Source organism: Micromonospora sp. NPDC005257, from assembly GCF_042872445.1.
GTDB lineage: Bacteria > Actinomycetota > Actinomycetes > Mycobacteriales > Micromonosporaceae > Micromonospora.
This window is the reverse complement of sequence record NZ_JBIAKL010000014.1, coordinates 53,231-78,561: the sequence shown is the minus strand read 5'-3', so window position 1 is coordinate 78,561 and position 25,331 is coordinate 53,231. Positions and strand designations below refer to the sequence as shown.

Sequence of the window (25,331 nt, the reverse complement as noted above, 5' to 3'; positions counted from 1 at the left end):
CTTCATGCGTGAGGTCGTACGTCGGTCGGTACGGGCGATCCTGTGGGACGAACGCGATCAGCTCGTGTTGATCAAGAGGACGAAGCCCGGCCAAGCCCCTTACTGGACTGCGCCCGGTGGCGGCCTTGAACCGACTGACGTATCCCTCGATGCAGCCCTGCGACGTGAGCTGCGGGAGGAACTGGGCGCGGAGGCAGAGCGGCTTAGCCAGGTGTTCTTGTTCAGCTCGCCTTCCGGCGAGGGAGTGTCCGTACAGCACTTCGTCTCCTGCCGGCTCACCCGGGTTGACGAGAGTGCCCGTACGGGTCCGGAGTTCACTGATCCGGGCCGTGGTGGCTATGACCTAGACCGGGTGGCCGTCGACCGCCTTCATGAGGTGGACCTGAAGCCTGAGGCCCTGAAGGAGTTCATCCTCGCGAACGCCGATGCCTTGCTATCGGAGTTCAGCTAAGGCGGGCCAGATCCCTGCCGGCGCGAGCGTGAAGCGGCGCGCGGCTTGGAACACGTCCTGGGGGCGGCTCGCTCCGGCGGTGATCGCTGCGACCGCGCCGATGAACACTCGGTGCGAGACGATCAAAGCGGTGTTTCCTTCACCCGCGTGTCCGAGGATCGCCGAGGCGGCCGTCGCCCGTTCGTAAAGCGCTGTGAGGCTTTCGCCTCCGGCCAGGGTTGAGTCTGGGTCGCGGAGCCGGTTCGTGCGCCAGGTCTGGTACTCAGCTGGGTAGTCGTCTGGTCCTTTGCCGAGGACGCAGTCGGGGGCGCGCCACTCGGCGTAAAGCGGGTTGGGAGAGGCGAGCGGCACGCCGAGCAGCGCAGCCAGGATCTTCGCGCTTGTGGCGGCGCGCGGATGCGGGCTGGTCAACACGATTGCAGGCCGGACACCGCGGTCACGAAGTGCGTGGGCGGTGGCGGCAATCTGTGCCGCGCCGCGCGAGATGAGGGGCGTGTCGGGGCGGGCATGGGCGTGGGGGTGGGTGATTCCGTCGAGGCTGGTTCCGTGGCGGATCCAGATGGTGGTCATGACATATGCCAGCCGCCGTCGACGTTGATCGCTTGGCCGGTGATGAATCCCGCTTCCGAGGTGGCCAGGAAGGCGATGGCGGCGGCGACGTCCGAAGGTTGACCCCGTCGTTTGATGCATTGTCGGTCGAGCTGGCGTCGGACCATGGCCTCGTGATCGGGTACGACGCTGTGCTCTGCGGGGACCTCGATCGAGCCGGGCCGCACGGTGTTGACGGTGATGTTGTGGGGGCCGAGTTCGCGGGCGAGCGCGCGGACGAGTCCTTCCAGGCCGCTTTTCGCGGCGACGTAGCCGGCGAGGTCGACGCGTCCGAGCTGGGTCATGACTGAAGAGACAGCGACGATGCGGCCGTAGTTGTTGCTGATGAAGGCTGGTGTGGCGGCGCGGATGACCGCGGCGTGCGTGACGAGGTTGAGTTCGAGCTGGCCGCGAAGGACGTTGAGGTCCGTCTGGCTCCACGGGATGCGGGGGTACGCGCCGGCGTTGCTGATCAGGACTGCGAGTTGGGTGGCGTGTTGCTCGATGGTGGCGCGGAGTGCGGTTTGGGTGTCCGCGGCGGTCAGGTCGCCGGTGACGGTGTGGGTCTGTGCGCCGTGGCGGCGGGCGGCCTCGACGACCGCGGCGAGGTTGGTGTCGTCGTGTCGGTGGGTCAGGACGAGGTCGAAGTCGGCGGACAGCCGGGTGGCGATGGCCGCTCCGATGCCTGTGCCTGCTCCGGTGATGACGGCGATGGGGCGGCTCATGAGGGCGGCTCCGCTGGCGTCTGAGTCGTGAGTCCGAGGATCTGCTCCAGTTCGGCGTCGGGTGCGTAGAGGTCGGCGAGTAGGCCCAGCGACAGAGCGACGTCGCGGGGTTCCAGGAGCTGTAGTGGGTATACCGCGAGGATCCGCATGGCGAGGTACGGGCGTATCCAGGTGAGTAGATCCGTGGCGGTGGAGAGTGCGAGCGGCCGGGCGAGCGTCGTGAGGTATCGGGTGATGGCTTGCTGCCGGGCCGGCGATGGCTGGTGCTGGTAGTCGATGCCGACGGCTCGGTGGGAAAGTCTTCTGAGCCGTACGGTGGGTTCGACAGCTTCGGCGAGTGCCTTCCTGTGGTCGGCGTAGGCGTCGGTGTTGTAGTGAGGGACGAGCCAGGCGCCGTGCAGTCTCTGGTACCAGAGGAAGCAGGCGATCTCGCCGGGGAGGGCGTTGAGGCCTGCGGTGTCGTAGTCGAACCAGACGGGCTGGTTGTCGGCGTCGAGGCCGATGTTGAAGTCGGTGGGGTCGCCCTGGGTCATCGCGGCCCAGACCTGCTCGTCCGGGTGGAAGGCGTCGCGTAGCTCGCTGACGAGGGCAGGAAGGTCGAGCCGTCGGGGCTGTCCGTTGACCATGAGGGTGGTCTCCCGCAGCTCGGAGGGGCGGAGACCGTCGGCGTCGGTAAGTTTGAGCAGGATCGGGTTGTGGCCGTAGTAGTGGTCCAGCCTGCCGCCGGGCTGGGCCCGGTCGCGGTAGAGCTTGCTGTTGGCGCGTGAGGCGGGGACTCGGCAGATGGTCGCGTCGATGGTTCGGCGGTAGTGCTGGAAGGTTGCGTCGAGCCCGCAGTCGAGGTTGGCCGCGCTGCCGGGACTCGTGGATGTGAGAGCGTCGAGGAGCAGGCCGGTGTCCGGAAGATCGGGTCGGTGGCGGTCGTAGAGGGTGAGGGTCCAGTGCCCGATGCGGTGCTGGGAATGCAGCCTCGGTAGCCGGTAGTGGTGGCGGATTCGGTGGTGCCCGGCGACTTCGGCCGCAGCCTCCACGGGGTTCGGATTCACCTTGGCGAAGAGGCGGTGTGCGCCGATGTCGAGGTGGAAGGTGCGGTTCATGGTGAAGCGGCGGTAGCGGCCGACGCGGATCATCGAGTCCACCAGCCCGCGCACTGCCCCGCGAAGTCGGCTATGACCTTGGCGGGGATGGCGCGAAGGTCGCTCGCAGTGGACCAGAGCGTGTCGTCGTAGCGGTCTCGCACGGGACACGCGTCGGCGACCGACATCAGGTGCGAGAACGGCGTGGCCACCGCGTGGTGGCCTGCTGATCCGGTGATCCACTTAGCGTAGCCGTGCCGTCCGTAGAGGCCGACCACATGCGGCTGGGTGCCGTCCGCTCGAGTGGTGAGTGCGGCGAGATGGGTCAAGCCGGTGTCGTTGCCGATGACCAGCTCGGCGGTAGCGAACAGGTCGATGCAGTCGACCGCCGTTGGGCCGTGATGTACCTCAATCTGCCCTACGGATGCCGGAGGCTGGTGGTCCGGTGGTGTCACCAGGCTGAAGCGCCAGGCGCCCGAGTGGCGGGCTGACAAGTGTTCGGCGAGGACGCCGAAGTTGTCGATGCCGTAGTCCTTGCGGTCGGGGCGACTCGTCGTGCCCACGAAGACCACGTGAAGTGGCTCCGGCGCAGCGACCGACGACCGGAACCCGGGAGACGGGTCACCGGATGCGGGGAGCCTGACGCCGAGGGCTTGCTCGACGTCGAGGTAGTAGCGCATCGGCAGCGCCGCATGGACCTCGACAGTGTCGACGTCGATGAGGTCGAGCAGCGTTGGAGGCGCTTCCGGTACCGCGTCGAATCCCGAAGCATTGTCGCTGCCGAGCGTGCCCAGTTGGTGCCCGTCTCCGCCCGTGACCGCGACCGGAAGGGTGCACCGGGCGATCAGGTCCGCTCGGCTGCCGGCGTACTCCAGGGCTCCGAACTGATCGTGTGTGGCGTCGTGAAGTGCCTGTGCCATGGCGAGGCCGAGCAGCAGGTCGCCGAGTCCGCGAGAGCCGAAGTCGACGCGCCACCCGGTCTCACGAACCGCGTCGAGGAGTGCCCTCCGGGGTGGGGTCTCTCCGTTAGCCCTTCGATACGGCAGAAGCCGGCCGAGCGGCGCCTGTTCACGTCGGACGTGGTATCGCCCGCCGCGGTGGCACACCGGTTCCTCGACGAGGGTCACAGCGTCGTCAGTACGCACAGCGGGACCCCATTGCGCTCGAGTAGCCGTCGGCCCTCGCCAGCAGTGTCTTCGATGAGGCAGAGGGCGCCGGTGATGTCGGCGCCGGCCGCGCGAAGCGCCTCGACGAGATTGGCCAGAGTGAGTCCGGTGGTGATCTCGTCGTCCACGATGAGGACGCGCAGTCCTTCGAAGTCGCCGTAGGCGAAGACCTCAAGGCGCCGGGCATGCGGCTCATGGAACACGAGCTTCCCGGGTAGGTCGAGGTTGACTTTCCAGGCGAGCCGATACTGGCTACCACTGGCCCAGGCCACCGCGATCGTCGGCACGATGCCGCCGGCGTCCAGGCCCAGGAGAAGATCGTGCGGCCGGTACGCCGGGTGCTCGGACCATCGCTTCCACAAGCTGCGTCCCGTCGCCAGGACCTGTTCCGCGGCCACGTCGGTGCGGATGCCATCAAGGCCGTGGACGACGCGGATCGGACGAGTGGTGTCTCCCACCCCGAGTCGGGTCACTCGATCGGCGTGCAAAACCTCGTCAAAGGCGGTGGTCATCGAAGATCTGATCCTTCCGTCTGGGGCGTGTTGGACGCGACCGAGCAGCCGAGCACGTCGTGGTAGGCGAGGATTTTGGCGGCGGCTCCGCGGACCCGATGGGAGTGGGTTTCGTCCTGTCGCCACCGGTCGCCACTGACCTCGGCCACCGCCGGGAGGTCGATGTCGGCGTCCGGATGGCTGGTGGTGAAGGCGAGACGGACCTCGTCGCTGGCGTCGAGGTCCACCCCGTCGGCGCGCAGGATGATCTTCATGATCAGCACGACGTGCTTGTAGACAGCGCGGACATCGGGCTCGGGGTTCGCGGCGAGTCGCCGCAGCACCATCGCCACGAGCGGCAGCTCGGTGCGTGAGGCGCGGTCGTCGGTTGGTGCGTCGAAGGCGTTGAGTACGAGGTCGCTTCGGCGGTAGAGCAGGCCGCAGCCGTCGCGGGCTATCTGCCGCACCGCGTGCAGTACTCGGGGTGGGACCAACCCGGCGAGCATCTCCCGGGTGGTGAACGACGACAGTGCGATCTTCTCCCCCGCCGGTCCGCTATGGGGTAAACGCCTGGTCTGGAGCCAGTGCAGCGGCAGCGTGTCGCGTACGACAAGGAGGTCGATGTCGCTCCATCCCGGTAGCCAGCCCTGATGGGTGAGGCTCCCGGTGGCGGCGACGAGCGCGGTCTCAGAATCGGTCAGTCTGGCGACGCAGTCGGCGAGTACCGGTTGCAGGGCCTCGGGGATGGCCGTGTCCACGTCTGGTGGAACCGTGGCCCCGGATCTGCGGTGAACAGCTTCCGTGACGGCCCTCTTCAGCGCGGCGAGGCTGTGGCCGTTGTCGATGACCGTGTCGGCGATCGACGCGATGCGGTGTGCGCCCCGGCTTCGCTTGATCGCGTCGCGGGCGGAGAGCGACTCCATGGCCTCGGTGGCGCGCTGCGCGCGAAGCCTGTCCGGGAGGCGGAGGAACACAATCTCGCAGCGCTCGCCCCAGATCCTGCGGAGGTGTGCTGTGGCGTCGAAGCGGTGGGCGCTTTCCAGGCTGACCCGGTGCGAGCCCGGGTTCAGCGCGGCGAACCGCAGGATCTCTTCTGTGAGCATCTGCGCCTGGGTCAGCTCGTCCCATTCGCGATACGGATCTGCCGTACCGAGCCGATCGGCGGCAAGCTGCATGAGGTAGCCGATCTTCAGCCGGGTGGCTGTGTGCTCCGTGCGGAGCAACTCGCCGACCGTGCTCTTGCCGCTCTCGGACATACCAGCGAGCACCCATAGGTGCTGGATCCGGTCTGGTGGCAGCGGAACGACGGGCACGTCGAGTTGCGTCAGGACCTGGCGGATTTCGCGCTGCACATCGAGGAGTGGGCGGTGCCCGCGTACCACGATGGCCTGGTACTCCCCGCTGCCGACTTGGAGATCGATCGCCTCGGCCAGTCGCCGCTGGTACTCGGCGTAGCGCTCGGTGGTCGGCACGGGCTCACGCGCCACGGCGTGGTGAGCCTCGGCCGCCGGCTGGTCGCTGTGGCGCAGCAGCAGGTGCAGCTCACGGCGCGGCGCGGGGGCATAGCGACGTGCTTTGGCCTCGACCTGCGCGAGCGCCTCGGCGGTGGAGATGCCGTCCTTGACCGCCGCTGTCGCCGCGCAGGTCGCCACAAGCATCGGCCAACCGCGGTCCTCCAACGCCAAGGAGCCGCCAGCGGCACACCGTGCGGCGTGGGAGCTGAAGACGAGGTCGATGTGTTCATCGGTGGTGCTGTCGACGAACCACCACTGACTGAAGTCTCCTCGCGACACCTCAGCCCATCGCCGGTCCCACCGATCGACTGTCCCGGTGAACTCGATGTCCCTCATCGCCGACGCCAGCCAGCGGGCATTCGTGGTCTTGCCGACGTTGTCGGCGCCGTTGAGGGTGACGGCGATCCTCATCGCGGCTCCCGATAGCTCTTGAGCGTGCGCCAGTGAGGAATGCGGCGGCGACCTTCATGAATGTCGAGCACAAGGGTGTCGAAGGCTTCGGTGAGTTCGGTGTACTGCTGGAGCGCCAGCGAAGGATCGACGTCGCTCGGGTCCAGTTGGGCGGTCTCCGAGAATCGCCTCCACCGAACCCATGCGATGGCCAGGCGGTCGATTACGGAGCCGATCGTCTCGGTGTGCAACGGTGCACCGCCCGGAGGCCGGAGCACATGCTCAACCCAGGAGTCGATCTCCCCGATGAGTGCGACGCGAGTGGCGTTGAGACGATCGATCGATCTCTTGGCAGCAGCCACCACGTGGTCGTCAGCGGACGGGTCGCGGGAGATTGTCTCCGCCGCCCATTGTTCGCGGTGGTGCGAGGCGAGCCGGGACGCCGCGTGGAGGGGCACCGCCCAAACCTCTGGCAGAACCCGCGGACGGCCGCCGAACGTACTGGTGATCAGGTCTGAGCTGGGCAGCGGTGGACAATGCTGCGGGTCGGGGGCGAGTGGTGGGTGACCGACGGAACGGAGGGGCATGGGTGAGCCTCCTTGGTCCTTGGTAGGGCGGTGGCCAGTGCTCGGCCTGTCAGGGCCGGAGGGTGGTGGCGGTGTCGGTGGTGTGGCCGCGTTCGAGGATGAGGACAGCGGAGAACAGGCCCGGCCGGCGCCCGCTCAGCCGCTCGTGCGCGGCAAGGATCTCGCCACTGTGCGGGTTGACCAGCAGCTCAGAGGTGGATCCGTCGGCGGTGATGGTGAAGGTCAGGCCGGTGCGGCCGACGATGTCGGCGCTCTCTCCGCGGTAGGTGATGCCGGGGATGGCCGCGAGGACGCGCAGGCTTGTGGCCCGTTGGGCTTGATTGAGGTACTGGGTGGTCGCGAGTGCGACGACGCCGTTGGCGAGCAGCCGCGGATAGGCGGGTTCGTTGGCCAGTTCCCGGGGGGCGAGCATGTCGGTGAGGGTGGGCGCATCACTGGGCAGCGGCTCGGGCAGGTACGGATGCAGGCCGCCTGACAGGTGCTCGGTCGTTGTCTGAGGCGCCTGCGTGAACAGGGCCGGCTCGTGGCGCTCGGGTTGGTGGTTCAGTCCCGGCAGGTCGGGGAGGCGTCGGATTTTTTCCTGGCCCGAGCCGTCGATGTCGCGGCGCCATTGGCGCAGGTCGGTGCGGGTGATGGCATTGGTGGCGCGGGTCCAGGACTGGGTGTGCAGGTAGGTGTAAGGCAGAGCGGTGGTGGTGTCGCCGGGCGTGGCGGTGACGGTGTCGGCGAGCACGGTCAGCCGCTGTGACGGCGTGAGACCCGGTCCGGTAGCGGCCGGCTGCGTGGCGACAGTCCGGCTGTCGGCTATTGCGGGCGGCGTCGACGCGGGGTTCTGGTGGGCTGGGGTGCCGGTGTGGCAGCCGCTGAGGAGGATGCTGCCGAGCAGGCTGACGGCCAGGCGGCGGGCGGGGGCAGTCGGGGTGGCTATCACGGTGTCGGGGTTCCTTCCTGGCACTGAGCAGTCGGTGGCGACGGCAGGGCTGGCGTTGTGAGGGTGCGGGCAGTGGCGAGGGGGGCTCACCGCTGACCGTCCTCGTGGTGGTGACTCTTGGTGGCGCAGTCCTGTCGAATGCGGGCGAGGTGATGGGTCATGCGGGCGGTGGTGGAGTTTCCGGGGTGCTCACGGCGCTGCGTGGCGATGGTGTCGGCGAGGAGGTCCTGGGCGGCTTGGCAGTGGCCGAGGTCGTGCAGGACGAGGGCTGTTGTGGCGTGAACGGCGAGGGTGCGGTGGCCGCGTGGGCCGTCGCTGCTCGCGGCGTGCTCGCCGAGCTGCCGATAGAGGTGGTATGCGCGTTGATGGTGACCGGCGCTGCGGTGAGCGGCGGCGAACAGGTGCAGGGCGTGCAGGCTGCGCCGGTGCGTGGGGCCGTAGAGGTGGTCGGCGCTGTGGTGGCCGTACCCGGCCCAGCGGATGGCGGCATCGAGCTCACCGAGCCGCAGGTGCAGTGCGGCCAGAAGGGTGCCGGCTTCGGCATGCACCGGATGGGGTGGGGCGGTCGCGGGGTCGATGCCGGTGAGGCTGCCGTGCAGGAGTTGCCGGGCGCGAAGGGGATCGCTGACGGCGAGGTCGCGGGCGGCGGCGACACGCTTCGCGCGCTCGGTCTCCCATCGGTCTGGACCGGCCACGGGTACCGCGCGCCAGGTCAGAGTCATATCGTGAGCGGCGGTGCCGACGGTGACGCAGGTCAGGACGAGGTGAGCGTGCATGGCGGCCAGGTGTGGGCGCGCTGGTGTCCCTGCGGGGGAAGCGATGATCCGTGGCGCGTGTCGCAGGATCGCTCGACCGACATGATCGGCGATGACGACGGCGTCGAGTGGCCCGGGCCAGCAGTCGTTTCCGCACAGGTACGCCGGTGCCGCAGCGGCCGTCTCAGCCAGAGAAACCGGTTGGTGGCAGAACTTGCAGTGCAGCAGCCCAGGGACCAGATACCCCGGTCGGGTTCCGTCCGCCGCTCGGTCCGCCTGCTGCGCCTGTGGAGCGGTGGCCTTGGTGACCCATTTCTGCACAGTGCGGGGATCGAGGTCCAACTGGCGGGCGACGCTGGTGACGGCGCCGTATGCCTTAACGGTGCGGGCGTCAGCGACGCGCTGGACGACAGCGTCCACAAGGTCGGTCGGGTATTTGCGAGCAAAGGCCATGATCTGTCCTATGGGGTGGACGGGTAGGCGTGCTGGTCTTGCCAGCGGTCACCGACCGGGCGCGTGGGATTGATCGGCATGGCTCTGCTGGCGTGGTGGGGGTTGCGACGCATAGGTCGCAGGCTCGGCCCGTTCGGCACGGTGAGGGGCGGGCGGAGCGTGTACCCATAGCGGGCGAGCAGGTGCTCCGGCTCTGCGGTAACGGCGGTCCAGGAGGGCAGGCCGATGCGGTCGAGGCGGGCGCGGTGATGGCTGAGCAGGGCGCTGCCGCAGCCGGCCTTCTGCCGCGTTGGGGATACGGCGAGGAGCGCCAGGTGGTAGTGCGGTTCGGTGGGCTGCTGCTGTGCGATCAGGCACTCAAGGGCGGTGAAGCGCTCAGCGTGTGCTCCGGCGGCCTCCACGAGGCGGGTCGGGTAGTTGGCCGGTGGCGGGATCGGTCGGTAGCGGTGAAAGCCGACGATGGCGGCGGTGAGGTCGTCGGTGAGGTGCACGTCGCCGAAGAACATCGCGTGCTCCACCCACACCGCGACGACGTCCGTCATCACCTGGCGGCGCTGCGCCGCGTCCGGTACCAGCCAGGCACCGAGCGGGCTGAGGTTCAGGGCATCGGCGATCAACGCGGCGACGGCCTGTCTGTCTGTCCAGCGGGCGGCGCGGATACGAACGCTTGAGTCCACGGCGTTGTCGTCCCTCTCGGCGGTCTATCGGTAGGTGGCGGTGGCGAGGTCACCGATCGCGGCGTCGACGGCGGCGGTGATCTCCCGAATGGGGCGGTGGTGTTGGGCGGCGATGGTCTTCAGGTGGGCGGTGAGGGAGGCGATGTCGTCGTCGAGGTAGAGGTGATCTGCGAGGCCGAGGACGGCGACGAGTCCGGCGAGCGCGGCGGTGTGGTTGTCCGGTTGTTCACGACCGGCGGCGAGGTAGCGCAGCCGGGCGCGGGCGACGACGGCCCACTTGGTGTCGGTGGCGAGGTAGGCGTCGGAGCGGATTAGGCCGCCGAGGCGGCGGCGGGCGGTGTGGCGCAGGATGCCGGCGGCGACGAGTCCGGCGCGGGTGCGTTCGTACAGGTCGTCGGCGAAGCTACGCAGGAACGCCTTCACGGTCGGGGTGGTCCGGGAGTGATGGATCGCGGCGAGGGCGGTGTCGGCGATCAGGTCACCGACTGCCTGGTCGGAGTTCAGGCGTAGCCACCGGTCCGCGGCCGGATGGTCGCCGTAGGAGTTGAGGGTGATCCGTCCGGCGAGGAACAGGTCGATCAGCACTCCACCGGCCATGCCGAGGGCCAAGGCTTGGCGGTGCAGGTGCGGCTGGCCGGTGTCGTCGTGGTGCCCGAGCAGGAACAGCTCGTCGCGCAGCGGCAGCTGGGGTATCGACGCGGTCATCAGAGGCCCCTCTATTCCTGAACTGCGGCAAGGCCCCGCAGCCGGGCGTGCGCGTCGCGGTAGGCAGGCTGCGGCTGCGGGAGCAGGGCTTTGTCGATAGCGGCCAGGACGGTGTAGTTGGGGTCGCAGACGTTGCCGATGGGCGCCCGCCCGGCCTGCGAGATGAGCTGGTAGGCGTCCAGGGTCTGTAGGCCGCACAGGTCGACGGTCCAGGCGGTGAGGTCCTGATGCGCCATGCGGTAGGCGTCCTCCAGGGGGCGGGCGCAGCCGACCGACAAGATCTCGGTGTTGGTTTCCAGGCGCGGCCAGGCGGTGTCGGCGCCCTTGATGACCTTGATGGCGAGGGTGGTGACGGTTGCGATCTCCACGCCGACGCCGCAGGCTTCGCCGTGGCCCTGGCGGGCGTGCCCGTCGCCGAGGGCGAGCATCGCCCCGTGCACGTTCACCCCGAGATACAGGGTGGTGCCGGCGCGCAGTTCCGGGGTGTCGAGGTTCCCGCCGTAGTAGTCCGGAACGATCGTGGACCGGGACTCCATGCCACCTGGGGCGACGCCGATGGTGCCGATCATGGAATCCAGCGGCAGCTCGACGGTGTGCTCGCTGGCGGTGGCCCGGTAGCGGACGATGCCCGCGTGCCGGTCGATGTCGTATACCCACACCCGCTCCTCCAGCGGCGGCTGCAGGGTGGCTGTGTGCGAGGTCGATGTGAGTGCCCCGAAGTACGGGAAGGTAGCCGACACGCCCCAGTCCCGGGCCGGTTCGATCGACAGGAGATGCACGGCGAGGGTGTCGCCGGGCTCGGCGTCCTCGACGAAGAACGGCCCCGACACCGGGTTCAGGTACGGCATCTGGCAGACCTGCGACGGCAGGTCCGCCGGTCCTCGCACGAGGCCTCCGAAGCAGTCCTCGGTGCGCACGGTGATGACGTCGCCGGAGCGGATGTGCGCCACCGGCAGGCGTCCGCCGAAGGTGTAGGCCAACTCGTCGCGGGTGGGCCGGTAGGTGAAGTGGCTCATCGAGATCACACCCGCTCCATGTCACGCCCGGCGGCCTGGGTGGGGGCCAGGCCGGACAGCACCGGCCGGCGGCCGGTCAGGTACAGACCGGCCAGGACGACCATGCCGAGGGCCAGCCAAGCGAGGCCGAGGCGCTGGGCGGCGATGTTGGCGTTCACCACCACGTAGGCGAGGATCACGAAACCGATTCCGGGCATGAGCAGGTGGGCGAACCAGTTGCCGCTGTGACGGCGGATCAGGTGGTGCACGACCACGGAGACGTGCAGGACCAGGAACGCCACCATCGCCCCGAAGTTGATCAGCGACGACAACAGCGTGATGCCATCCGCCCGCGTCGCCATGTACAAGCCCAGGGCGAGGGACACGACGCCGGTGAGCAGGGTCGCGTTGATCGGCACGCTGCGCCGCACCGACACCTTGGCCAGGAAGGCGGGGAGCTGCCGATCACGGGCCATCGCGTACAGCAGCCTGGACGTGGCGACCTGCGCGACCATCGAGTTCGGCAAACCCCATGCAATCGCGGTCGCCACCGCGCACACCGTCGCCAGCCAACTCCCGCCGGCCACTGCGGCGGCGTCGTAGAAGGCGGTGCCGTTCACGTCGCCCTCGGCCAGCAGCACCCCGGGGTTGGGCACGAGCATCGCCGCCAGCCACGTCTGCACGATGAACAACACCCCCGCCAAGACGAGTACGGCTGCCATCGCCCGGCCGATCTGCCGGGCGCCGTCACGGGCCTCCTCCGCCAGCATGGAGATGCCGTCGAAGCCCAGGAACGACAGCACCGCGATCGACACCGCCCCCGCCACGAGGGACCAGGTGAAGGTGTCGGCGTTGTAGAACGCGTCCCAGCTAAACCGGCCCCTACCCGTCGCGAGGGCCCAACCGGCGACGACCAGGAAGACCGCCAGGACGATCAGCTCACCGACGAGCATCACCCGGGTGACCACCGCCGTCATGCGGATGCCGACCGAGTTGACGACGGTGTTGATCGCGACGAACCCGAGCAACCACAGCCATACCGGCACCGCCGGCACCGTGGAGTGCATCGCCACCGACGCCACCAGATACAGCAGACCGGGCACGAGGACGTAGTCGAGCAGGATCACCCAGCCGGCGAGGAAGCCGACCGGCGGGCTGATGCCGCGACCGGCGTAGTTGTAGACGCTGCCCGACATGGGGAACGCCTTCACCATCTGCGCGTACGAGAACGCGGTGAACACCAACGCCACCACACCGATGGCGTAGGCGAGGGCCACCATGCCGCCAGAGCCCGCATAGACGCTTCCGAAGATCGCCATCGGCGCGATCGGCACCATGTACACCAAGCCGTACGCCAACAGGTCCCGAAACCGCAGCTGGCGGCTGAGTTCCTGCCGATAGCCGTAGCGGGCCAAATCGTTCGAGGTTGTCATCGGTAATCCTCACGAGGATGAGAAGCGCGAGCAGGGCGCGGAGAGACGCCTGCCGGGTGGTCGTCAACGACCCGACGGCGACGGGCATCCGCAGTTGGCGTTGCTATGGCAGCCACTTCCTTCATCACGGGCGGTGGCTACATCCGGACCGTTGGTGATCCGGCTCAGCAAGCTTGCCAAGCGCATCCACGTAAATGGATCCCCAGTGGTGGTGAGATTTTTCCCCACCCGCGCATGCCCGCGACCTGCACAAACTTTGATCAATTAGCGGCTAGCTCCCCACCTCCGGGCCGGTGGCCTCGCCACGCCCCGTACCGATTCCGATGAGAGGGGCGATACCGTGCGACAGGAGGCCGCACGTAGGAGGTGACCGCGATGGCAAGGACGACGGGCACCAAGGCGCAGCGTGATCACGTACGCCAGACCCTGGCCGGTTTCGGAGCGACACCCACAGCCATCGCCGCCGAGCTGCAGCGCCGCTTCGGGCTGCGCCCCCGGGATGCCTTCCGCCAAGCCCATGGTTGGACCCAGGACGCGGTAGCCGAAAAATTGAACGCCAAAGGAAACGGTTCGGCGACGTTCACCGGGGCGCGGATCAGCGACTACGAACGGTGGCCCTTCGGCGGTCGTCGGCCCACCTTGGCCGCCTTGAACGCACTGGCGCAGGTCTTCGGCACCGAACCGAGCAGTCTGGTCGACCTCGACGACCTGACCGCTATGCCGGAAGCAGACCGAGCGGCGCTGAGCGGCAGGAATGCCGCCCCGATGCCTGCACCATCGGTCGCATCCTCAGCACCGCCTGGCGCGATGGCTGAGCCTCTGCGGTGGGACCTCGGCGCTCTGCAGGACGAGACGGAACTGGTGATAGCGGTGGCAGAACGCACGGCGAGCTTCGGCACATGGGCGCAAGCCTCCAACGTCGGGCCTTTCACCCTCGACGATGTCGCTGCCTCCACCCGCAGGATCGCCGTCGACTACCTGACCGAGCCGCCCGTCGTCGTCTACGCGCGGGCCGGGCTCCTGGCCGACCGCGTATTCCGCCTTCTGCAGACCGGGCGTCAGAACCCTGATCAGTCTCGGGAGCTCTACACCTGGGCGGGCTACCTCTGCACACTGCTCGCCTGGATGGCCGGCGATCTCGGACACCCGGCCGCAGCCGAGTCCCAAGCGCGCACCGCCTGGATGTGCGCCGAGACCGTCCGCGACAACACCCTCCGCGCCTGGGTCCTCTCCACGATCAGCAAGACCCACCTGTGGGAGCGGCGGTTCGAAGACGCGGCCAACGCCGCCGTACGCGGCTACGGCCATGCCGCCGAAGGCAGCGCGGCGGTCATGCTGGCGTGCCAGGAAGCGGACGCGTGGGCGGAGATCGGCGCCGTCGAGCCTGCACGAGCAGCACTGCAACGCGCCGAAGAGGCCCGCCAACATGCCAGCCGCGACCCCGTGGGTGGCCTTCTCGCCTGCGGCACGGTGCGCCAACACAACTACGCTGGTTCAGTGCTGCTCCGCATCGGCGAGGCCGCCAACGCCATCCAGCACGCCGAGCACGCCCTTACGGAAGCCGCCGCGGACCCCTCGGTCGCCTACGGCACGCTCGCCCAGATCCGCATCTGGGCCGCCGCAGCGCATCTCAAAGCCGGCAGCTTCGACGGTGCGGTCTCGGTCCTGTCGCCGGTGCTCGCTCTGCCACCCGAACAGCGGCTCGACCCGCTGGTGCACCGCCTGCGTGGCGTTGGGCGCAACATCGCCGGCAACCCGTTGCTGCGCACGAGCATCGAGGCCCGCAGTGTCCAAGCAGCCATCACCGAGTTCTGCGCCACCGGCGCCGCCCGGCAACTTCCCTGAAACCTGGAGAACCCATGGCAGTCCCGCACGCCACCGATATCCGTAACCACTGGTACTGGCGACCGGGCTGGGGCATCGGCTCCCGCTTCTACACCTGGCACATCACCTTCGACGGGCAGCCCGAGGTCGAGAAGCTCGCTGACCAGTACCGGTCCCTACTGTCTCCGCAGCCCAGCCTCGACGTCATTCCGAACCGATGGCTTCACCTCACCATGCAGGGCATCGGCTTCGTCCAAGATGTCGCCACCGACGACGTCGACGCCATGGTGGCCGCCGCAAGTGACCGCTGCTCGCGCCTGTCACCCTTCAAGCTCACCATCGGCACCCCCCACGTCGATCCCGAGTCCATCCAGATCGCTGTCGACCCGATCGAGCCCGTTCGGCAACTACGCGCCGCCATCCGTGCCGCCATCGCCGACGTCTGGGGCCAGGATCGCGTACCCGAGGCCGCCGAGCCCTACAACCCTCACCTCAGCTTGGCCTACACCAACACCGACGGTCCCGCAGCGCCGCTCATCGAGGCACTCTCCTCCGCCCCGAAGATCAGCGCTGACGCGCTGATCACCTCGTGCCAGCTCATCGTCCTCAACCGGGACGAGGGCATGTACGTGTGGGAACCGTATGCCACGGTAGAACTCGGTTCCTGAACCCTGTTCTACGCCCGCCATGTCACCGCGTGGTGGTGATCGTCAAACCCATGCTCCTTCGCTCCGCACCTCGTCGCGGGCGACAGAGGTCGCCGCCGCGATGGCTGCTCACTCGGCGGACATTCGGGTGGAGGAGGCTGCGCCCGCCCCGAGGCGGGGCGGGCGCAGGTCAGGCGGCGCGTGGCGGTGCGGGTTGGTGTAGGCGGAGCAGGCGGGCGAGGGCAGCCGCTTGGTCAACGGTCGGGAGGCCGGCTTCAGCGGCCAAGGCTTGGATTTCGCTTTCGGTGGCGGGGTCGGTCAGGTAACGGGCCATCGACAGCGTCCCTGGCAGGAGCGGAGCGTCCGCCTCGGGGTGTGCGGTCGGGGCCTCGCCGTCGGTTGTCCGCGTGGGCGCGGTCGGCGGCGACGGATGTGGTGTGTTCGCGCGTGATTGCTGGTCACGGCGTGCGGCCATGTCCCTCCCAGGACGGCTCGTGGCGTGGGGGTGAGGTGTAGGGCCATGGCATCTCCTCTCTCGGTCGGTAGGGAGTTCTGAAGATCGATCGCCGGATACCGCCAGCTGGAGTCGGGCAGCGGATCGACGCGGTCGCCGGTCGGGCGACTTCTGGTGAGGCGAGCAGCGCGATGGAGGGCCGCGGACTGTACCTCCGGTGGCCACGGAAGTGAAGGCGTTCGCCACTCACAGCGACTCACAGCGGCGTGCCATTGATGTAAGTGCGCGGGCGGTTGCGGCCGTCGCCGAACAACGCTGCACAGACTCTGACAGCTCCCGTCCGACGCGCGCGGGCGGCGTGTGAAAACTTCGGGCCGCCGCTTGCGCCCGCGAGTCCCGCCTGGCCTCATCAGGCGGCCCGCTCATCCGGGGCGGGCTGGTCATTGGCGGGGTATTCCTCGTCGTGGTGGGTGTCGGTGTAGGGCAGATCGATGAGGCGGTGACGGCCGGCGCGGCCGTGCAGTTGCCAGACCCGGTGGGCAGGGCTGGCGGCAAGAGCGGTGCGCAGTTCGCCCGTGGTGGTGGCGATGGCCGCCTCCAAGCTGATGCCAACGAGGCGGTGGTGCAGGTTCGCCTCGCGTCGTGCGGAGGGTAGGTGGAACAGCACCGGCCATGCCCAGGTGCTCATCGTGTACAGCCGTTCGTACTTGGCGATCTTGTCGATGAGGACCCGCAGGTGTTCGCCGCTGGTGTCGTACTCGAGGAAGAACGGCACGGACCGGCCGCGCTCGGTCCACACCCCAGCGCCGTCTGGGCGGGGGAACCCGGTCGCACCGGCGATTATGATCTGCGGGTCGCCGCCTGCGCGGTAGAGGGTGCCAGGTTCGTGGTAAGCCGACGCAGGCTGCCACCGGGCCAGCTCGGTGTCGGCGTGGGTGCGGGCGTGGGCGGCGAGGTCGATGAAGACCTGGTTGCCACCGAGCAGGTGCGGCAGGTCCGGCCGGGAGGTCAGCGATTGTTTGCGGCGGCGGGCCTGGTCTCGGCGTGGTCGTCCGAGTCCGCGTTGGGCGTGGACGTGGTCGTAGCCGAGTTGGTCCAAGACGTAGTGGTAGGGGTAGGACCCGCCGTACGCCCGGTTGGGTCGGAATCGGTCGACTGCCCGCAGGAGGGTGAGGCGACGTAGACGGCGTTGGGTGAAGTCCAGGGAAGGGAAGAGGGCGGCGGCGATCTGGTCGGTGGTGAGCACGCCGTGGTCGTAGAGCCAGTCGAGGAGCTGGTCGTCGCGGGCGGTGATGCTGGCCTGCAGCCGCAGCAGCGGATCCGCGCTGTGTATGGGTTTACGCATGGGCAGCCCCAGGGGGGAGACCCCAGAGTGGAGGGTCTGTCTGGAGCGGCATCGGAGCGCTGACAGCGGGACTGACCTGGGCTGTGAGCGGCTGTGGGGGGTCAGGTTGGGGGTCAGGATCAAGACGGACGGTAGAACGGGGATCGGCGCTGACTGCGACACTGCCGGGCACACCGGGTTCGGCGTGACGGTGCGGTGAGAGTGGGTGTGAGTCGGGTCGGTTGCGCTGGTGAGGTTCGCGGTGCGGGGTGATCATCGTTGGTGCTCCAAGGTCAAAGGTGCGAGTAGGTGTGAGATTGGTGCGCCCGCCGCCGCAGCGGGCGGGAGCGGGTGGACAGCTCCGGTCGGCATCTGTCGGCTCGCGGGCGTGCTGACAGGCGCGCACGCTGGTCTGACAGCGTCGGCTCGGGCTGACAGGAGCCGTGGGTGGGGTTCTGTCACGCGGCCTCCCGAGGTGACCGATCCGCAGTCGGCGGGGTGGTCTCGGCGCGCAGGACGCGCACGAGGGCTGAGGCGGTGGCGTTGGACAACTGGTGCCCGTCCGCGCGGAGTTGTCGGGCGAGGGCTTTGCGGGATAGTGGTGTCCCTTCGGCGGTGAGGGTGTGGGCGGCGGTCCGGGCGGCCGGTACCAGTGCGGCGATTTCCGGACCACTGGCGTCGGGCGCCGCCTGGTGGTCCGGATGGTCCGGGACCGCCGGTGGTTGGTCCCCGACGGCGGGGACCGTTGTCGCGGAGTCCGGGACCGTGGCGGCGGTGACGCGGACCGGCGGGCGGTTGTCCGGGACCGGCGTGTCGACGGTCCGCGGTGGTTCGGGCTCCGTCGGCGCGGGCCGGGCGGTTGAGGTGGGTGGGGTGGGGTCGGCGCGGCCGAGGGCGATCTTCACCATCGCTAGGAAGCCCAGGGCGGGTAGGGCGGCGGCGATCCAGCCGATCACCGACGCCTCGGCCTCGACGACCTGCGCGGCAAGCGACAGCAGCACCGCCGCGGTCAGCATGGTGGCGGGGAAGACGATGCTTTTGCCCAAGCGTCGGTTGCGGCGCAGTTCCAGACCGGCGGCGATCGAGGTCAGCTCCAGGACGATCGCGTCGGCCCAGGCCAGCCAGCCCGGCTGGCCGTGCGCGGCGGCGACGTCATGCACGTGGGTGAACGACGCCGCGCCGGCCGCCCCGCCGATCAGCAGCATGATCGCCACCTGGGCGCGGTCCTCCAGCCGCTGCCGCCCCGGCCCCGCCGCAGCCGGCGGGTCGCGGTGTCGCTGGTCATGTGTCGCCAAGGGCCCACCACCTGTGGTCGGCTGGCCCGGGTGACACCTGGTGAGGCGTCGTCGCCCAGACGTGGACGATCGGGAGGGCGGCCGTGACGGCCGGGCCTGTAGAGACGATGTTGTCGAGTGAGGTCACGATCTCTCCAAAATTGAGGTTGTGGGTTCCAGGTGTGGCACGAGGGCGGGATCGCCCCGTGGGTCGCGCCTGCCCGCCGGGTACGGGCAGGCGCGACCCTGCCGGGTGACGCCCGGCCGGGCGGACCCCTCACGTGGGCGCGGGGGACGGCGAGTCACTATGGCCGAGTCAAGGAACACGCCAGACCCCACGCAGGGGCAGGCAGCAGGGCAAGCAGGCGTCGCCGCGGCCCCCACAGCAGGCTGCGGTCAACAGCGTGGACACAGGGCGGACGGCCAAGCCGAGCCACAGATGATCAGGACCCACCATCGACAGCGCGCATGCGCTCAGGTGGTGTGGCGGCTCAACTCGCCGACAGACGATCCTTCATGGGGTCCTCCCATCACTCGACGTACCCCGACAGGGTCGGCACCAGCAGCGGCAGGCACCCCCCGGGCGGGGGTGCCTGCCCGCTGCGTCTGTGGCCGACCGCGCCAGCCGGCGCTGCGGGAACGTCTCTCCATTACGCCCCGGAAACCCGATGGAGTCAACCACCGATTTCCAACCGATCAGCCACCGAGTCTTGCCACCAGTCCGGCTGAGTGCTATAGATGTCGCCCGCGTCCGTGATGGTCCCTGTCCGTCCACTCCATCGCGGTCGAGAATCTTTCTGCGATGTCTCGCATTTTGGGATGTCGATCTCTGTGGTCGGATGCTGGAACGCGAACCGGGTGGTCATTCTGGCCTCAGCCGCTGGTTCGCGGCCTTCTGTGTCCCACGGCTGTGGTGGTGCCACGAAGTGCGAGTGCCATGGCGAAGATCGTCAGATGGCGATGGCAGTCGATCCTTGGCGGCCGCCGTCAGAGGCAGCCGCTACACTCCCCGGCCGTGGCAAGAGGTCAGTCGACATCAATGCGCCCGGGCGGGGAACACCTCTACGTCCTGCAGTTCGACAACGGGGTCATCAAGGTGGGCCGCACCGGCGACCCCCGCACGCGCCACGAGCGTCACCAGCGAGATTGCGGTCGTTACGGTCTCACCATCAAGCGTCGCTGGGTCTCCGACGAGTGGCAGGGCGCCCAGTGGGCGGAGCGGCAGCTGATCGCCGTCTGCGCCAAGATCGGCAGACGCACGCCGGCGGGCCGCGAGTACTTCCGCGACGTGCCCTTCAGCATCGCGTGCCAGCAGGCCCGGCAGGCGCACCTCACCACGTGCCCAGACTGCCGCCAAGGGGTGGTGGCCGCGCCGATGCGGATGGCCGCCACCGTCGCGAACGACGCCTCCGAACACGATGGTGAGCTCGTCTGCGACTTCCGGCTGCCGTGTGACGGCGTCATCACCGCACGCCTACACGACCCGGACATGGCTCCCGACGGCAGATATCCCATGCGCCGGGGCGAGCACTACGACATTGACCTGGAGTACAGCGAGATCGACGCCTGGAACGTCTGGGGGGCCGACCCACGTACCCAGCCGCTCGCACCTGGCGTGCCCGCTCGACTGTGACCGCCCCACCTTCCGGCCCGTCCAGACGCCCGCCGCGACATCGCTCGGGTACACATGAGCGCTCACCCGGGCATGCCACTGATGCTGGCCCCGCTACGCGACGGCGCCCTCACAGGTGACCAGCGCGGGAGGGTAGCCGAACGGCTGACAGGACGCGTCACCTCGATTGGTGACCGCGTCGTGAACCAACCGGCGAAGCCGCTCCGGGAAGACCCGGCCACCGTCGCGCGCCCCCGGGCTGGTCGGGTACGTGAGGCGGTCGTTCGGGAAGACCGAGCGAGGGCCATCGCGCGGCGGGCAGCGCGCGCGGCAGCGCACGTGCCCCACTGCCCGACACACTGCAGATTCCGGCAGTTGCCACGCTCATTCGGTTGGTGCGCGGCGGCGACATCGAAAGCGAGCCGCCACAACAGCGGATCGATCACATCATCGGGCAGGGCAGCGAGAACACTGAGTCGTTCGCGGGCCACGGCGAGAAACCTTCCGTCGACGGGTCACGTCGCCCCGCCCAATCACGGCGGGACGACGGACACGACCCACGCTCACCTCTACCTGAAGGTCAAGTCGTCCGGCGGGCATCCCCTCAGCAGCCCTGCAGCTCAGACGACCTGCTGGTCTTATAGGCCGACTTTCCCAGTCGACGCGGTGGCGGCCGAAGGTGCGGTCGCTCGCCCATAAACCCGGGCGCGCGGGAGTCTGGCCATACGGACGATCTCGCGTCCGACAGACGTCGTCGACGGCTTCCTGCCACGCCGTCCCGACATGGTCCTCGAGACGTCCGGGGAGCGGGGCGGGCACCGGCTTCGGGGCGGGCAAAATTACATCGCCGACGATTTCCTTCCGGAACACCCGCTCGCCGATGTAGGCAGGTCCATCACTTGCTTCCGCAGGGTCCCCCGCCGCCACATCCTGCCCCTGGGACGCGGGGACGCAAGGCGGGAATGCCGAGGCGGTTCAGTTCGACCTCGCAGGCCGTTAGGGGCATGCCTTCGAAGCTCTTGCGCAGATTGTCCCGTACCGCCTGTTCGTGTGGATACTTCGTCACCACCCGTTGGCCACCACAGCAGCGGCGGATCTTAGTGTCGAGATCCCGACCAAGCAGTGCGCCAACGCGCTGGTCATAACGTTCGGTGTTGAGGTGATTTGCGAGCGCCTGGCGCATTCATTCAACGGCACAAAGGCGACATATCCGGCACATCGGTTATGCTGCATCGGTGATGAACCTTTGTTCTACTCGGGCTATGCTCGGCTATACTCCATCGCACTTAAGGTAGTGGTTCAGCAAATCATCGCACTCATCGGCCGGAGATATTGTGTCTTATAGAAACAAGACTTACGTCGCGTTCGCCAGCGAGGACATCAGGTGCTACCGCCTCATGGAAGCCTGGCGCGACAACGAGCACATCGACTTCAACTTCTTCGACGCGCACGACTTGTATGTGGCCCGCGACACAAGTAAGCCGGAATCGATTAAGGCCCGCCTGGGCGAGAGGCTGAAGAACGCGAAACAGGTCGTTCTTTTGGGTTCGAGCCACTGCAAAAAGAAGGGCGGTGATGGCGTCTCATTCCTAGCCTACGAGGTCGGAGCGATTATTCGACTCGGCCTGCCGGTCGTTGTCGCCAACCTTGACGGGGGTCGGAAAATCGATAAGAGCTTCATCCCTCAATCTTTCCTCGACGCCGACTACTACACCATCTCGGTCTCGTTCCAGCCGGCCATCATCAAATGTGCCCTCGACAACTACGTCCCAAATTTCGCCAAGGGCGGAGCGTCTGGGCCCCACTACTACAAGCCAGAGGTTTACAAGGACCTGGGACTTTAGTGAAGTTCAGCGCTCTACGGGATATCAAACGCCCCCGCTTCTGGCGCCTGTTCGCCACCCACACCTTCTCTTGCCTCGGTGCGGTCGCCTTTCTCTTTGGACTATACGACGTCCTTCGACCTAACGCGATCTCTAAGGTCAATTTCCCGTTCGCGGCAGCCATCGCGGTTTTTTCGATTATCTATGCGAGTGTCCGATCATACCCGAGGCCGGTCGAGGAAGCTTACACTAAACCAAACACCATGATCCGGATCGTAGAGGGCGATCTCTTTTCTCAGCCGGAGAACGTGGTAGTGGGAATGACCACGACGTTCGATACCCAGATTCCACACATCATCAATCCGGGCAGCATTCAAGGACAATTCCTTGCCAAGGTCTACGCAAATGACGTAGCGGCACTTGATTCCGACCTTGCGCGAGGGTTGATCTCCGTGACACCGAGCGGACATATTCAGAAGCCGGGCAAGGGCATTCGCTATCCGATCGGAACGATCGTTACGATCCGGCAGGCGCGCAAGCACTACTTCTGCGTCGCGTACGGCGAGATGGATGCGGCGAATCAGGCCCAGGCGACGATGGATGGCATCTGGCGGAGTCTTGAGAACCTCTGGCGGGAAGTGCGCGCCCATACGAACGGCGACCCAGTGGCGATACCGGTCGTCGGCGGCGGCCTGGCTCGCCTCTCGCAAATCTTTCCCGCGCAGGATTCCATCAGATTCATCGCCATGTCCTTCATGTTTGCGTCTCGCCATACGCGCGTATGCGACAGGCTCGACATCGTCGTGCGCCCTCAGGACGTGGAGCGGCTCGACATGTTGGAGCTACAGGCCTTCCTCACCTCTCTCAAGGAAATCTGATGGCCGCTTCTCACATTGAACTTCCCCAGACAGACAGCTGCGCTTTTTGTGACTACCTCTCGGGTAGACGGCCCTACACGATCCTGTGTCGCTCGGACCTAGCCGCAATTCTCGTGACAAGAGAACAAAGGGGTTCGGCCCACCTCCTTGTCGTACCGGTGAGACATCGCCCCACCCTGCTTGACCTAAATGAGCAGGAAGCGAACGCCGTGATGAGCCTTTTGCGACGCGCAGCGAGAGCCATCGATTCCACGGAGCAACGACCAGGAATAGCTGTATGGCAAAACAACGGCGTTCCGGCGGATCAAACCATCCCTCACGTTCATTTCCATGTTGCAGGCACGCTTCCGCAAGGAGGCACCGAAAGGGGGCGAGTGGAGGAGCTTTCACTCGAACAGACCGACAAGATTGCCGCCCGTCTGCACGCCTCTATCTAGTGCCTGATGACGCGACGTTCATGCCCAGTCGCTGTTATGAGTGGCTGAGCTAGGAGACCATTCCACCGAGGCCTTGGCTGCCTCAGCAATCAAGCTGCCGGTGACGTTCGCCGGGCACCCCAGCGAACCCTTGCTTGACCTTCTGCCACATGGACCGCTCTTAATCAGTGAAGGCGGCGGCCAACCTCCGATCGATTATCGCTAGCAGTACGGCGGCTGCGTCAGGTGCTGGCCATGTGCCGGCAGCCCGGGCACCTTTCTCAGTGAGTGTGACGGCGGTGATGTAGCCGGCGGAGGCGGGCAGCTCGTGATCGTATCTGCCGTCGAGATACCCGTTGCCGAACAGCCCGCCGAAGCTCGACGTCAACGGCATCGGGATTCAGGTGGGTAGCGGCGGCGATCTGGCCGAGACCCGCCTCCCTCGCGACTTACGGCACCACTTGCTCATCGAGGCACCCACAACGCAGAGATCCATACTCGCCATCCGACGGAGGGCCATGTCCCTCCTTTCCCCGCTGGCTCGGCCAGCCTCAGGCCGTCTGCTGATCTTGCGGGCCGAACTTCCACCGCCAGTCCAGGCGGTGGCGGCCGAAGGTGCGGCGTTCACCCTTGAACCCGGCGCGCAGGAGTTTGATGTCGGCGACGAGTCGAATGATCTCCCGCTTGACCGCGATGTCATCGCCGAGTTCCTGCCACGCCTGCACCGCCTCGTCACCGATGCGCCCGCGCAGCACGGCCGGGATCCCGGCGTCGGCCGCGCGTTGCTCGTGCTCGGCGATCTGGGCGAGGAGGCCCTTCTCGGCGCGTGCGTAGGCAATCGCGGTAACCTCGCCCTCCTCCCCGAGCTTGCGCCAGTCCTCCAACTCCCCGCGCAGCCGTTGGGCTTCGGCGCGGGCGTGGGCGACTTCCTCGTCGGTGGCGCTGGCGGCGGTGAGGATGTCGTACACGTCGGGGCGCGACAGCCACGCCACCACCGTGCGCTGCACGTACTCGTCCAAGTACTCGGCCTTCACGGCGGCGCACCGCTTGTGCAGACAGGAGTACACCTGCCCGGTCCAGCCGTGCCGGTTCACCTTCTGCGACGACAACGGCCCGTCACACACGCCACAGCGCACCAGGTACGACAGCAAATGCACCGCACGAGCGGGCCGGGTCGTCGTCCGGGACGGGTCGCCCAGCATCCGCACCACCGACCAGTACGTCTCCTCCTCTACCAGGGCTGGCCAGATGCCGTCGCCGACGATCTCGCCTCGGAGCACCCGCTTGCCGATGTAGGCCGGGTTCATCACCTGCTTGCGCAGGATGCCGCGCCGCCAGAGTCCGCCCTCGGAGGCGGGGATGCCGAGTCGGTTGAGTTCGGCCTCGACCGCGATCAGTGGCGTGCCTTCGGAGACCTTGCGGAAGTTGTCTCGCACCACCTGGGCTCGCGAGTACTGCGTCACCGTCCCGTCGGTCGCCACGGCCGTGCGGATCTCGGTGTCCGGCTCCTGACGAAGCAGGGCACGGGTGCGCTGGTCGTAGATCCGCCGGTACCCGTAGGTGACCTTCCCGTGCGGGCGGCCCGCTTCGGCGGCGCCGACGATGCCGCGCAGCACGTTGTCGCGGATCGAGTCGGCCATCCACTCGGCCTGCACGGCCTGGAAGCCGAGCATCATCCGGTCGTTCTTGTCCCGCAGGTCATACAGCACGCCGCCGACGAGCCAGAAGTTGAGACCGACCTCGTGGCACATGTCGCGGATCTTTACGAACACCGCGAGGTCGCGTTCCTTGCGGGAGATTTCCCAGACCACGAGCACGTCGCCCTTGCCCGCGCGGATCTGCTCGATCAGCAACTCGAACTGCTCGCGCTCCTTCGTGGCACGGCGGCTGGCCGAGCGGTGGTTGTCGGTAAACGACCCCGCGTCCGTCCACGACCGCTTCGTGATCTCGGCCAGGTTGAGCACGCCCTGGTCGTGGACGCTCTTGCCCTGCTCCTTCTTGTCCTGACTCGCGCGCTGATACCGCAACGCCCGCACATCCGCGCCGCCGGCGAGCAGCGCGTCCTTGCTGTCGAACCGGCCCTGGTTCCCCGACCGGGCCTTCCGCCGTACCATCAGAACCGTCCCCCTAGATCGACGTTCG

At 67.7% G+C, this 25,331-nt stretch carries 23 protein-coding genes; 8 read left to right on the top strand and 15 right to left on the bottom strand.

Features of this window, described 5'->3' with window-relative positions; genetic code table 11:
• Positions 1 to 4 precede the first annotated feature (4 nt).
• Positions 5 to 451, top strand: a complete 447-nt coding sequence (locus ACFYO8_RS25840; protein WP_387257655.1) for an NUDIX domain-containing protein — start codon at positions 5 to 7, stop codon at positions 449 to 451.
• On the opposite strand, the gene ACFYO8_RS25835 is transcribed toward ACFYO8_RS25840, so the two are convergent.
• The 8 genes from ACFYO8_RS25835 to ACFYO8_RS25800 all read right to left on the bottom strand — a co-directional run bounded on the left by ACFYO8_RS25835 (position 434) and on the right by ACFYO8_RS25800 (position 7,919).
• The gene (locus tag ACFYO8_RS25835) at positions 434 to 1,021 is read right to left on the bottom strand and encodes a histidine phosphatase family protein (RefSeq protein WP_387257653.1); all 588 of its coding nucleotides are present in this window, start codon (positions 1,019 to 1,021) and stop codon (positions 434 to 436) included. The genes ACFYO8_RS25840 and ACFYO8_RS25835 overlap by 18 nt on opposite strands.
• The gene (locus ACFYO8_RS25830; protein ID WP_387257651.1) at positions 1,018 to 1,764 is read right to left on the bottom strand and encodes an SDR family NAD(P)-dependent oxidoreductase; all 747 of its coding nucleotides are present in this window, start codon (positions 1,762 to 1,764) and stop codon (positions 1,018 to 1,020) included. Before ACFYO8_RS25830 ends, ACFYO8_RS25835 begins: the two co-directional genes overlap by 4 nt.
• A complete protein-coding gene (locus tag ACFYO8_RS25825; RefSeq protein ID WP_387257649.1) occupies positions 1,761 to 2,903 on the bottom strand; it encodes a hypothetical protein in 1,143 nt (380 codons plus the stop codon). Before ACFYO8_RS25825 ends, ACFYO8_RS25830 begins: the two co-directional genes overlap by 4 nt.
• Positions 2,891 to 3,967: a glycosyltransferase family 9 protein gene (locus tag ACFYO8_RS25820; RefSeq protein ID WP_387257648.1), complete on the bottom strand. Its 1,077-nt coding sequence runs from the start codon at positions 3,965 to 3,967 to the stop codon at positions 2,891 to 2,893. The genes ACFYO8_RS25825 and ACFYO8_RS25820 overlap by 13 nt, the downstream gene beginning before the upstream one ends.
• Entirely contained in the window at positions 3,964 to 4,518 is a 555-nt protein-coding gene (locus ACFYO8_RS25815) for a phosphoribosyltransferase (protein ID WP_387257646.1), read from the bottom strand. The genes ACFYO8_RS25820 and ACFYO8_RS25815 overlap by 4 nt, the downstream gene beginning before the upstream one ends.
• Positions 4,515 to 6,422 carry a hypothetical protein gene (locus ACFYO8_RS25810; RefSeq protein WP_387257645.1) on the bottom strand — a complete coding sequence of 636 codons (1,908 nt, stop codon included), beginning with the start codon at positions 6,420 to 6,422 and terminating at the stop codon, positions 4,515 to 4,517. The genes ACFYO8_RS25815 and ACFYO8_RS25810 overlap by 4 nt, the downstream gene beginning before the upstream one ends.
• Positions 6,419 to 6,859 (bottom strand): DUF4254 domain-containing protein, encoded by a 441-nt coding sequence (locus ACFYO8_RS25805; protein ID WP_387257643.1) that lies wholly within the window; start codon positions 6,857 to 6,859, stop codon positions 6,419 to 6,421. Before ACFYO8_RS25805 ends, ACFYO8_RS25810 begins: the two co-directional genes overlap by 4 nt.
• 178 nt (positions 6,860 to 7,037) lie before the next feature.
• Positions 7,038 to 7,919 (bottom strand): hypothetical protein, encoded by an 882-nt coding sequence (locus tag ACFYO8_RS25800; RefSeq protein WP_387257642.1) that lies wholly within the window; start codon positions 7,917 to 7,919, stop codon positions 7,038 to 7,040.
• A 107-nt stretch (positions 7,920 to 8,026) separates the two neighbouring features.
• On the opposite strand from ACFYO8_RS25800, the gene ACFYO8_RS25795 reads away from it, so the two are divergent.
• Positions 8,027 to 9,154 carry a hypothetical protein gene (locus ACFYO8_RS25795; RefSeq protein ID WP_387257640.1) on the top strand — a complete coding sequence of 376 codons (1,128 nt, stop codon included), beginning with the start codon at positions 8,027 to 8,029 and terminating at the stop codon, positions 9,152 to 9,154.
• On the opposite strand, the gene ACFYO8_RS25790 is transcribed toward ACFYO8_RS25795, so the two are convergent.
• From ACFYO8_RS25790 to ACFYO8_RS25775, 4 genes are read right to left on the bottom strand one after another with little or no spacing between them, the layout of a single operon-like run.
• A complete protein-coding gene (locus tag ACFYO8_RS25790; protein WP_387257639.1) occupies positions 9,136 to 9,804 on the bottom strand; it encodes an N-acetyltransferase in 669 nt (222 codons plus the stop codon). The genes ACFYO8_RS25795 and ACFYO8_RS25790 overlap by 19 nt on opposite strands.
• 24 nt (positions 9,805 to 9,828) lie before the next feature.
• Positions 9,829 to 10,509 carry a GPP34 family phosphoprotein gene (locus ACFYO8_RS25785; RefSeq protein WP_387257637.1) on the bottom strand — a complete coding sequence of 227 codons (681 nt, stop codon included), beginning with the start codon at positions 10,507 to 10,509 and terminating at the stop codon, positions 9,829 to 9,831.
• Positions 10,510 to 10,520: 11 nt separating this feature from the next.
• Positions 10,521 to 11,525 carry an acetamidase/formamidase family protein gene (locus ACFYO8_RS25780; RefSeq protein ID WP_387257685.1) on the bottom strand — a complete coding sequence of 335 codons (1,005 nt, stop codon included), beginning with the start codon at positions 11,523 to 11,525 and terminating at the stop codon, positions 10,521 to 10,523.
• 5 nt (positions 11,526 to 11,530) lie between these two features.
• Positions 11,531 to 12,937, bottom strand: coding sequence for an APC family permease (locus ACFYO8_RS25775; protein ID WP_387257636.1), 1,407 nt, complete (start codon positions 12,935 to 12,937; stop codon positions 11,531 to 11,533).
• Positions 12,938 to 13,312: 375 nt separating this feature from the next.
• Here ACFYO8_RS25775 and ACFYO8_RS25770 point away from each other — a divergent pair, with 375 nt between their 5' ends.
• A complete protein-coding gene (locus tag ACFYO8_RS25770; protein WP_387257634.1) occupies positions 13,313 to 14,782 on the top strand; it encodes a helix-turn-helix domain-containing protein in 1,470 nt (489 codons plus the stop codon).
• 14 nt (positions 14,783 to 14,796) lie between these two features.
• Positions 14,797 to 15,429: a 2'-5' RNA ligase family protein gene (locus ACFYO8_RS25765; protein WP_387257632.1), complete on the top strand. Its 633-nt coding sequence runs from the start codon at positions 14,797 to 14,799 to the stop codon at positions 15,427 to 15,429.
• Between the two features lie 842 nt (positions 15,430 to 16,271).
• Here the strand turns inward: ACFYO8_RS25765 and ACFYO8_RS25760 are convergent.
• Positions 16,272 to 17,207, bottom strand: coding sequence for a replication-relaxation family protein (locus ACFYO8_RS25760; protein WP_387257630.1), 936 nt, complete (start codon positions 17,205 to 17,207; stop codon positions 16,272 to 16,274).
• Between the two features lie 437 nt (positions 17,208 to 17,644).
• On the bottom strand, positions 17,645 to 18,481 hold the full coding sequence (locus tag ACFYO8_RS25755) for a DUF2637 domain-containing protein (RefSeq protein ID WP_387257628.1): 837 nt from the start codon (positions 18,479 to 18,481) through the stop codon (positions 17,645 to 17,647).
• A 994-nt stretch (positions 18,482 to 19,475) separates the two neighbouring features.
• Here ACFYO8_RS25755 and ACFYO8_RS25750 point away from each other — a divergent pair.
• The 4 genes from ACFYO8_RS25750 (at position 19,476) to ACFYO8_RS25735 (ending at position 23,210) form a co-directional block, all read left to right on the top strand.
• The gene (locus ACFYO8_RS25750) at positions 19,476 to 20,093 is read left to right on the top strand and encodes a hypothetical protein (RefSeq protein WP_387257626.1); all 618 of its coding nucleotides are present in this window, start codon (positions 19,476 to 19,478) and stop codon (positions 20,091 to 20,093) included.
• 1,313 nt (positions 20,094 to 21,406) lie between these two features.
• Positions 21,407 to 21,916, top strand: a complete 510-nt coding sequence (locus ACFYO8_RS25745) for a TIR domain-containing protein (RefSeq protein WP_387257624.1) — start codon at positions 21,407 to 21,409, stop codon at positions 21,914 to 21,916.
• Positions 21,916 to 22,773, top strand: a complete 858-nt coding sequence (locus ACFYO8_RS25740; RefSeq protein ID WP_387257622.1) for a macro domain-containing protein — start codon at positions 21,916 to 21,918, stop codon at positions 22,771 to 22,773. The genes ACFYO8_RS25745 and ACFYO8_RS25740 overlap by 1 nt, the downstream gene beginning before the upstream one ends.
• Positions 22,677 to 23,210 carry an HIT family protein gene (locus tag ACFYO8_RS25735; protein ID WP_387257620.1) on the top strand — a complete coding sequence of 178 codons (534 nt, stop codon included), beginning with the start codon at positions 22,677 to 22,679 and terminating at the stop codon, positions 23,208 to 23,210. The genes ACFYO8_RS25740 and ACFYO8_RS25735 overlap by 97 nt, the downstream gene beginning before the upstream one ends.
• 530 nt (positions 23,211 to 23,740) lie before the next feature.
• Here ACFYO8_RS25735 and ACFYO8_RS25730 read toward each other — a convergent pair.
• Positions 23,741 to 25,303 (bottom strand): recombinase family protein, encoded by a 1,563-nt coding sequence (locus tag ACFYO8_RS25730; RefSeq protein ID WP_387257618.1) that lies wholly within the window; start codon positions 25,301 to 25,303, stop codon positions 23,741 to 23,743.
• Positions 25,304 to 25,331 lie beyond the last annotated feature (28 nt).

What these genes read in the sequence shown, in the direction of transcription:
- ACFYO8_RS25840 (WP_387257655.1), top strand. Translation starts at nt 5, where the DNA reads ATGCGTGAGGTCGTACGTCGGTCGGTACGGGCGATCCTGTGGGACGAA.
- ACFYO8_RS25835 (WP_387257653.1), bottom strand. Translation starts at nt 1,021, where the DNA reads ATGACCACCATCTGGATCCGCCACGGAACCAGCCTCGACGGAATCACC.
- ACFYO8_RS25830 (WP_387257651.1), bottom strand. Translation starts at nt 1,764, where the DNA reads ATGAGCCGCCCCATCGCCGTCATCACCGGAGCAGGCACAGGCATCGGA.
- ACFYO8_RS25815 (WP_387257646.1), bottom strand. Translation starts at nt 4,518, where the DNA reads ATGACCACCGCCTTTGACGAGGTTTTGCACGCCGATCGAGTGACCCGA.
- ACFYO8_RS25810 (WP_387257645.1), bottom strand. Translation starts at nt 6,422, where the DNA reads ATGAGGATCGCCGTCACCCTCAACGGCGCCGACAACGTCGGCAAGACC.
- ACFYO8_RS25785 (WP_387257637.1), bottom strand. Translation starts at nt 10,509, where the DNA reads ATGACCGCGTCGATACCCCAGCTGCCGCTGCGCGACGAGCTGTTCCTG.
- ACFYO8_RS25780 (WP_387257685.1), bottom strand. Translation starts at nt 11,525, where the DNA reads ATGAGCCACTTCACCTACCGGCCCACCCGCGACGAGTTGGCCTACACC.
- ACFYO8_RS25775 (WP_387257636.1), bottom strand. Translation starts at nt 12,937, where the DNA reads ATGACAACCTCGAACGATTTGGCCCGCTACGGCTATCGGCAGGAACTC.
- ACFYO8_RS25770 (WP_387257634.1), top strand. Translation starts at nt 13,313, where the DNA reads ATGGCAAGGACGACGGGCACCAAGGCGCAGCGTGATCACGTACGCCAG.
- ACFYO8_RS25765 (WP_387257632.1), top strand. Translation starts at nt 14,797, where the DNA reads ATGGCAGTCCCGCACGCCACCGATATCCGTAACCACTGGTACTGGCGA.
- ACFYO8_RS25760 (WP_387257630.1), bottom strand. Translation starts at nt 17,207, where the DNA reads ATGCGTAAACCCATACACAGCGCGGATCCGCTGCTGCGGCTGCAGGCC.
- ACFYO8_RS25735 (WP_387257620.1), top strand. Translation starts at nt 22,677, where the DNA reads ATGCGACAGGCTCGACATCGTCGTGCGCCCTCAGGACGTGGAGCGGCT.
- ACFYO8_RS25730 (WP_387257618.1), bottom strand. Translation starts at nt 25,303, where the DNA reads ATGGTACGGCGGAAGGCCCGGTCGGGGAACCAGGGCCGGTTCGACAGC.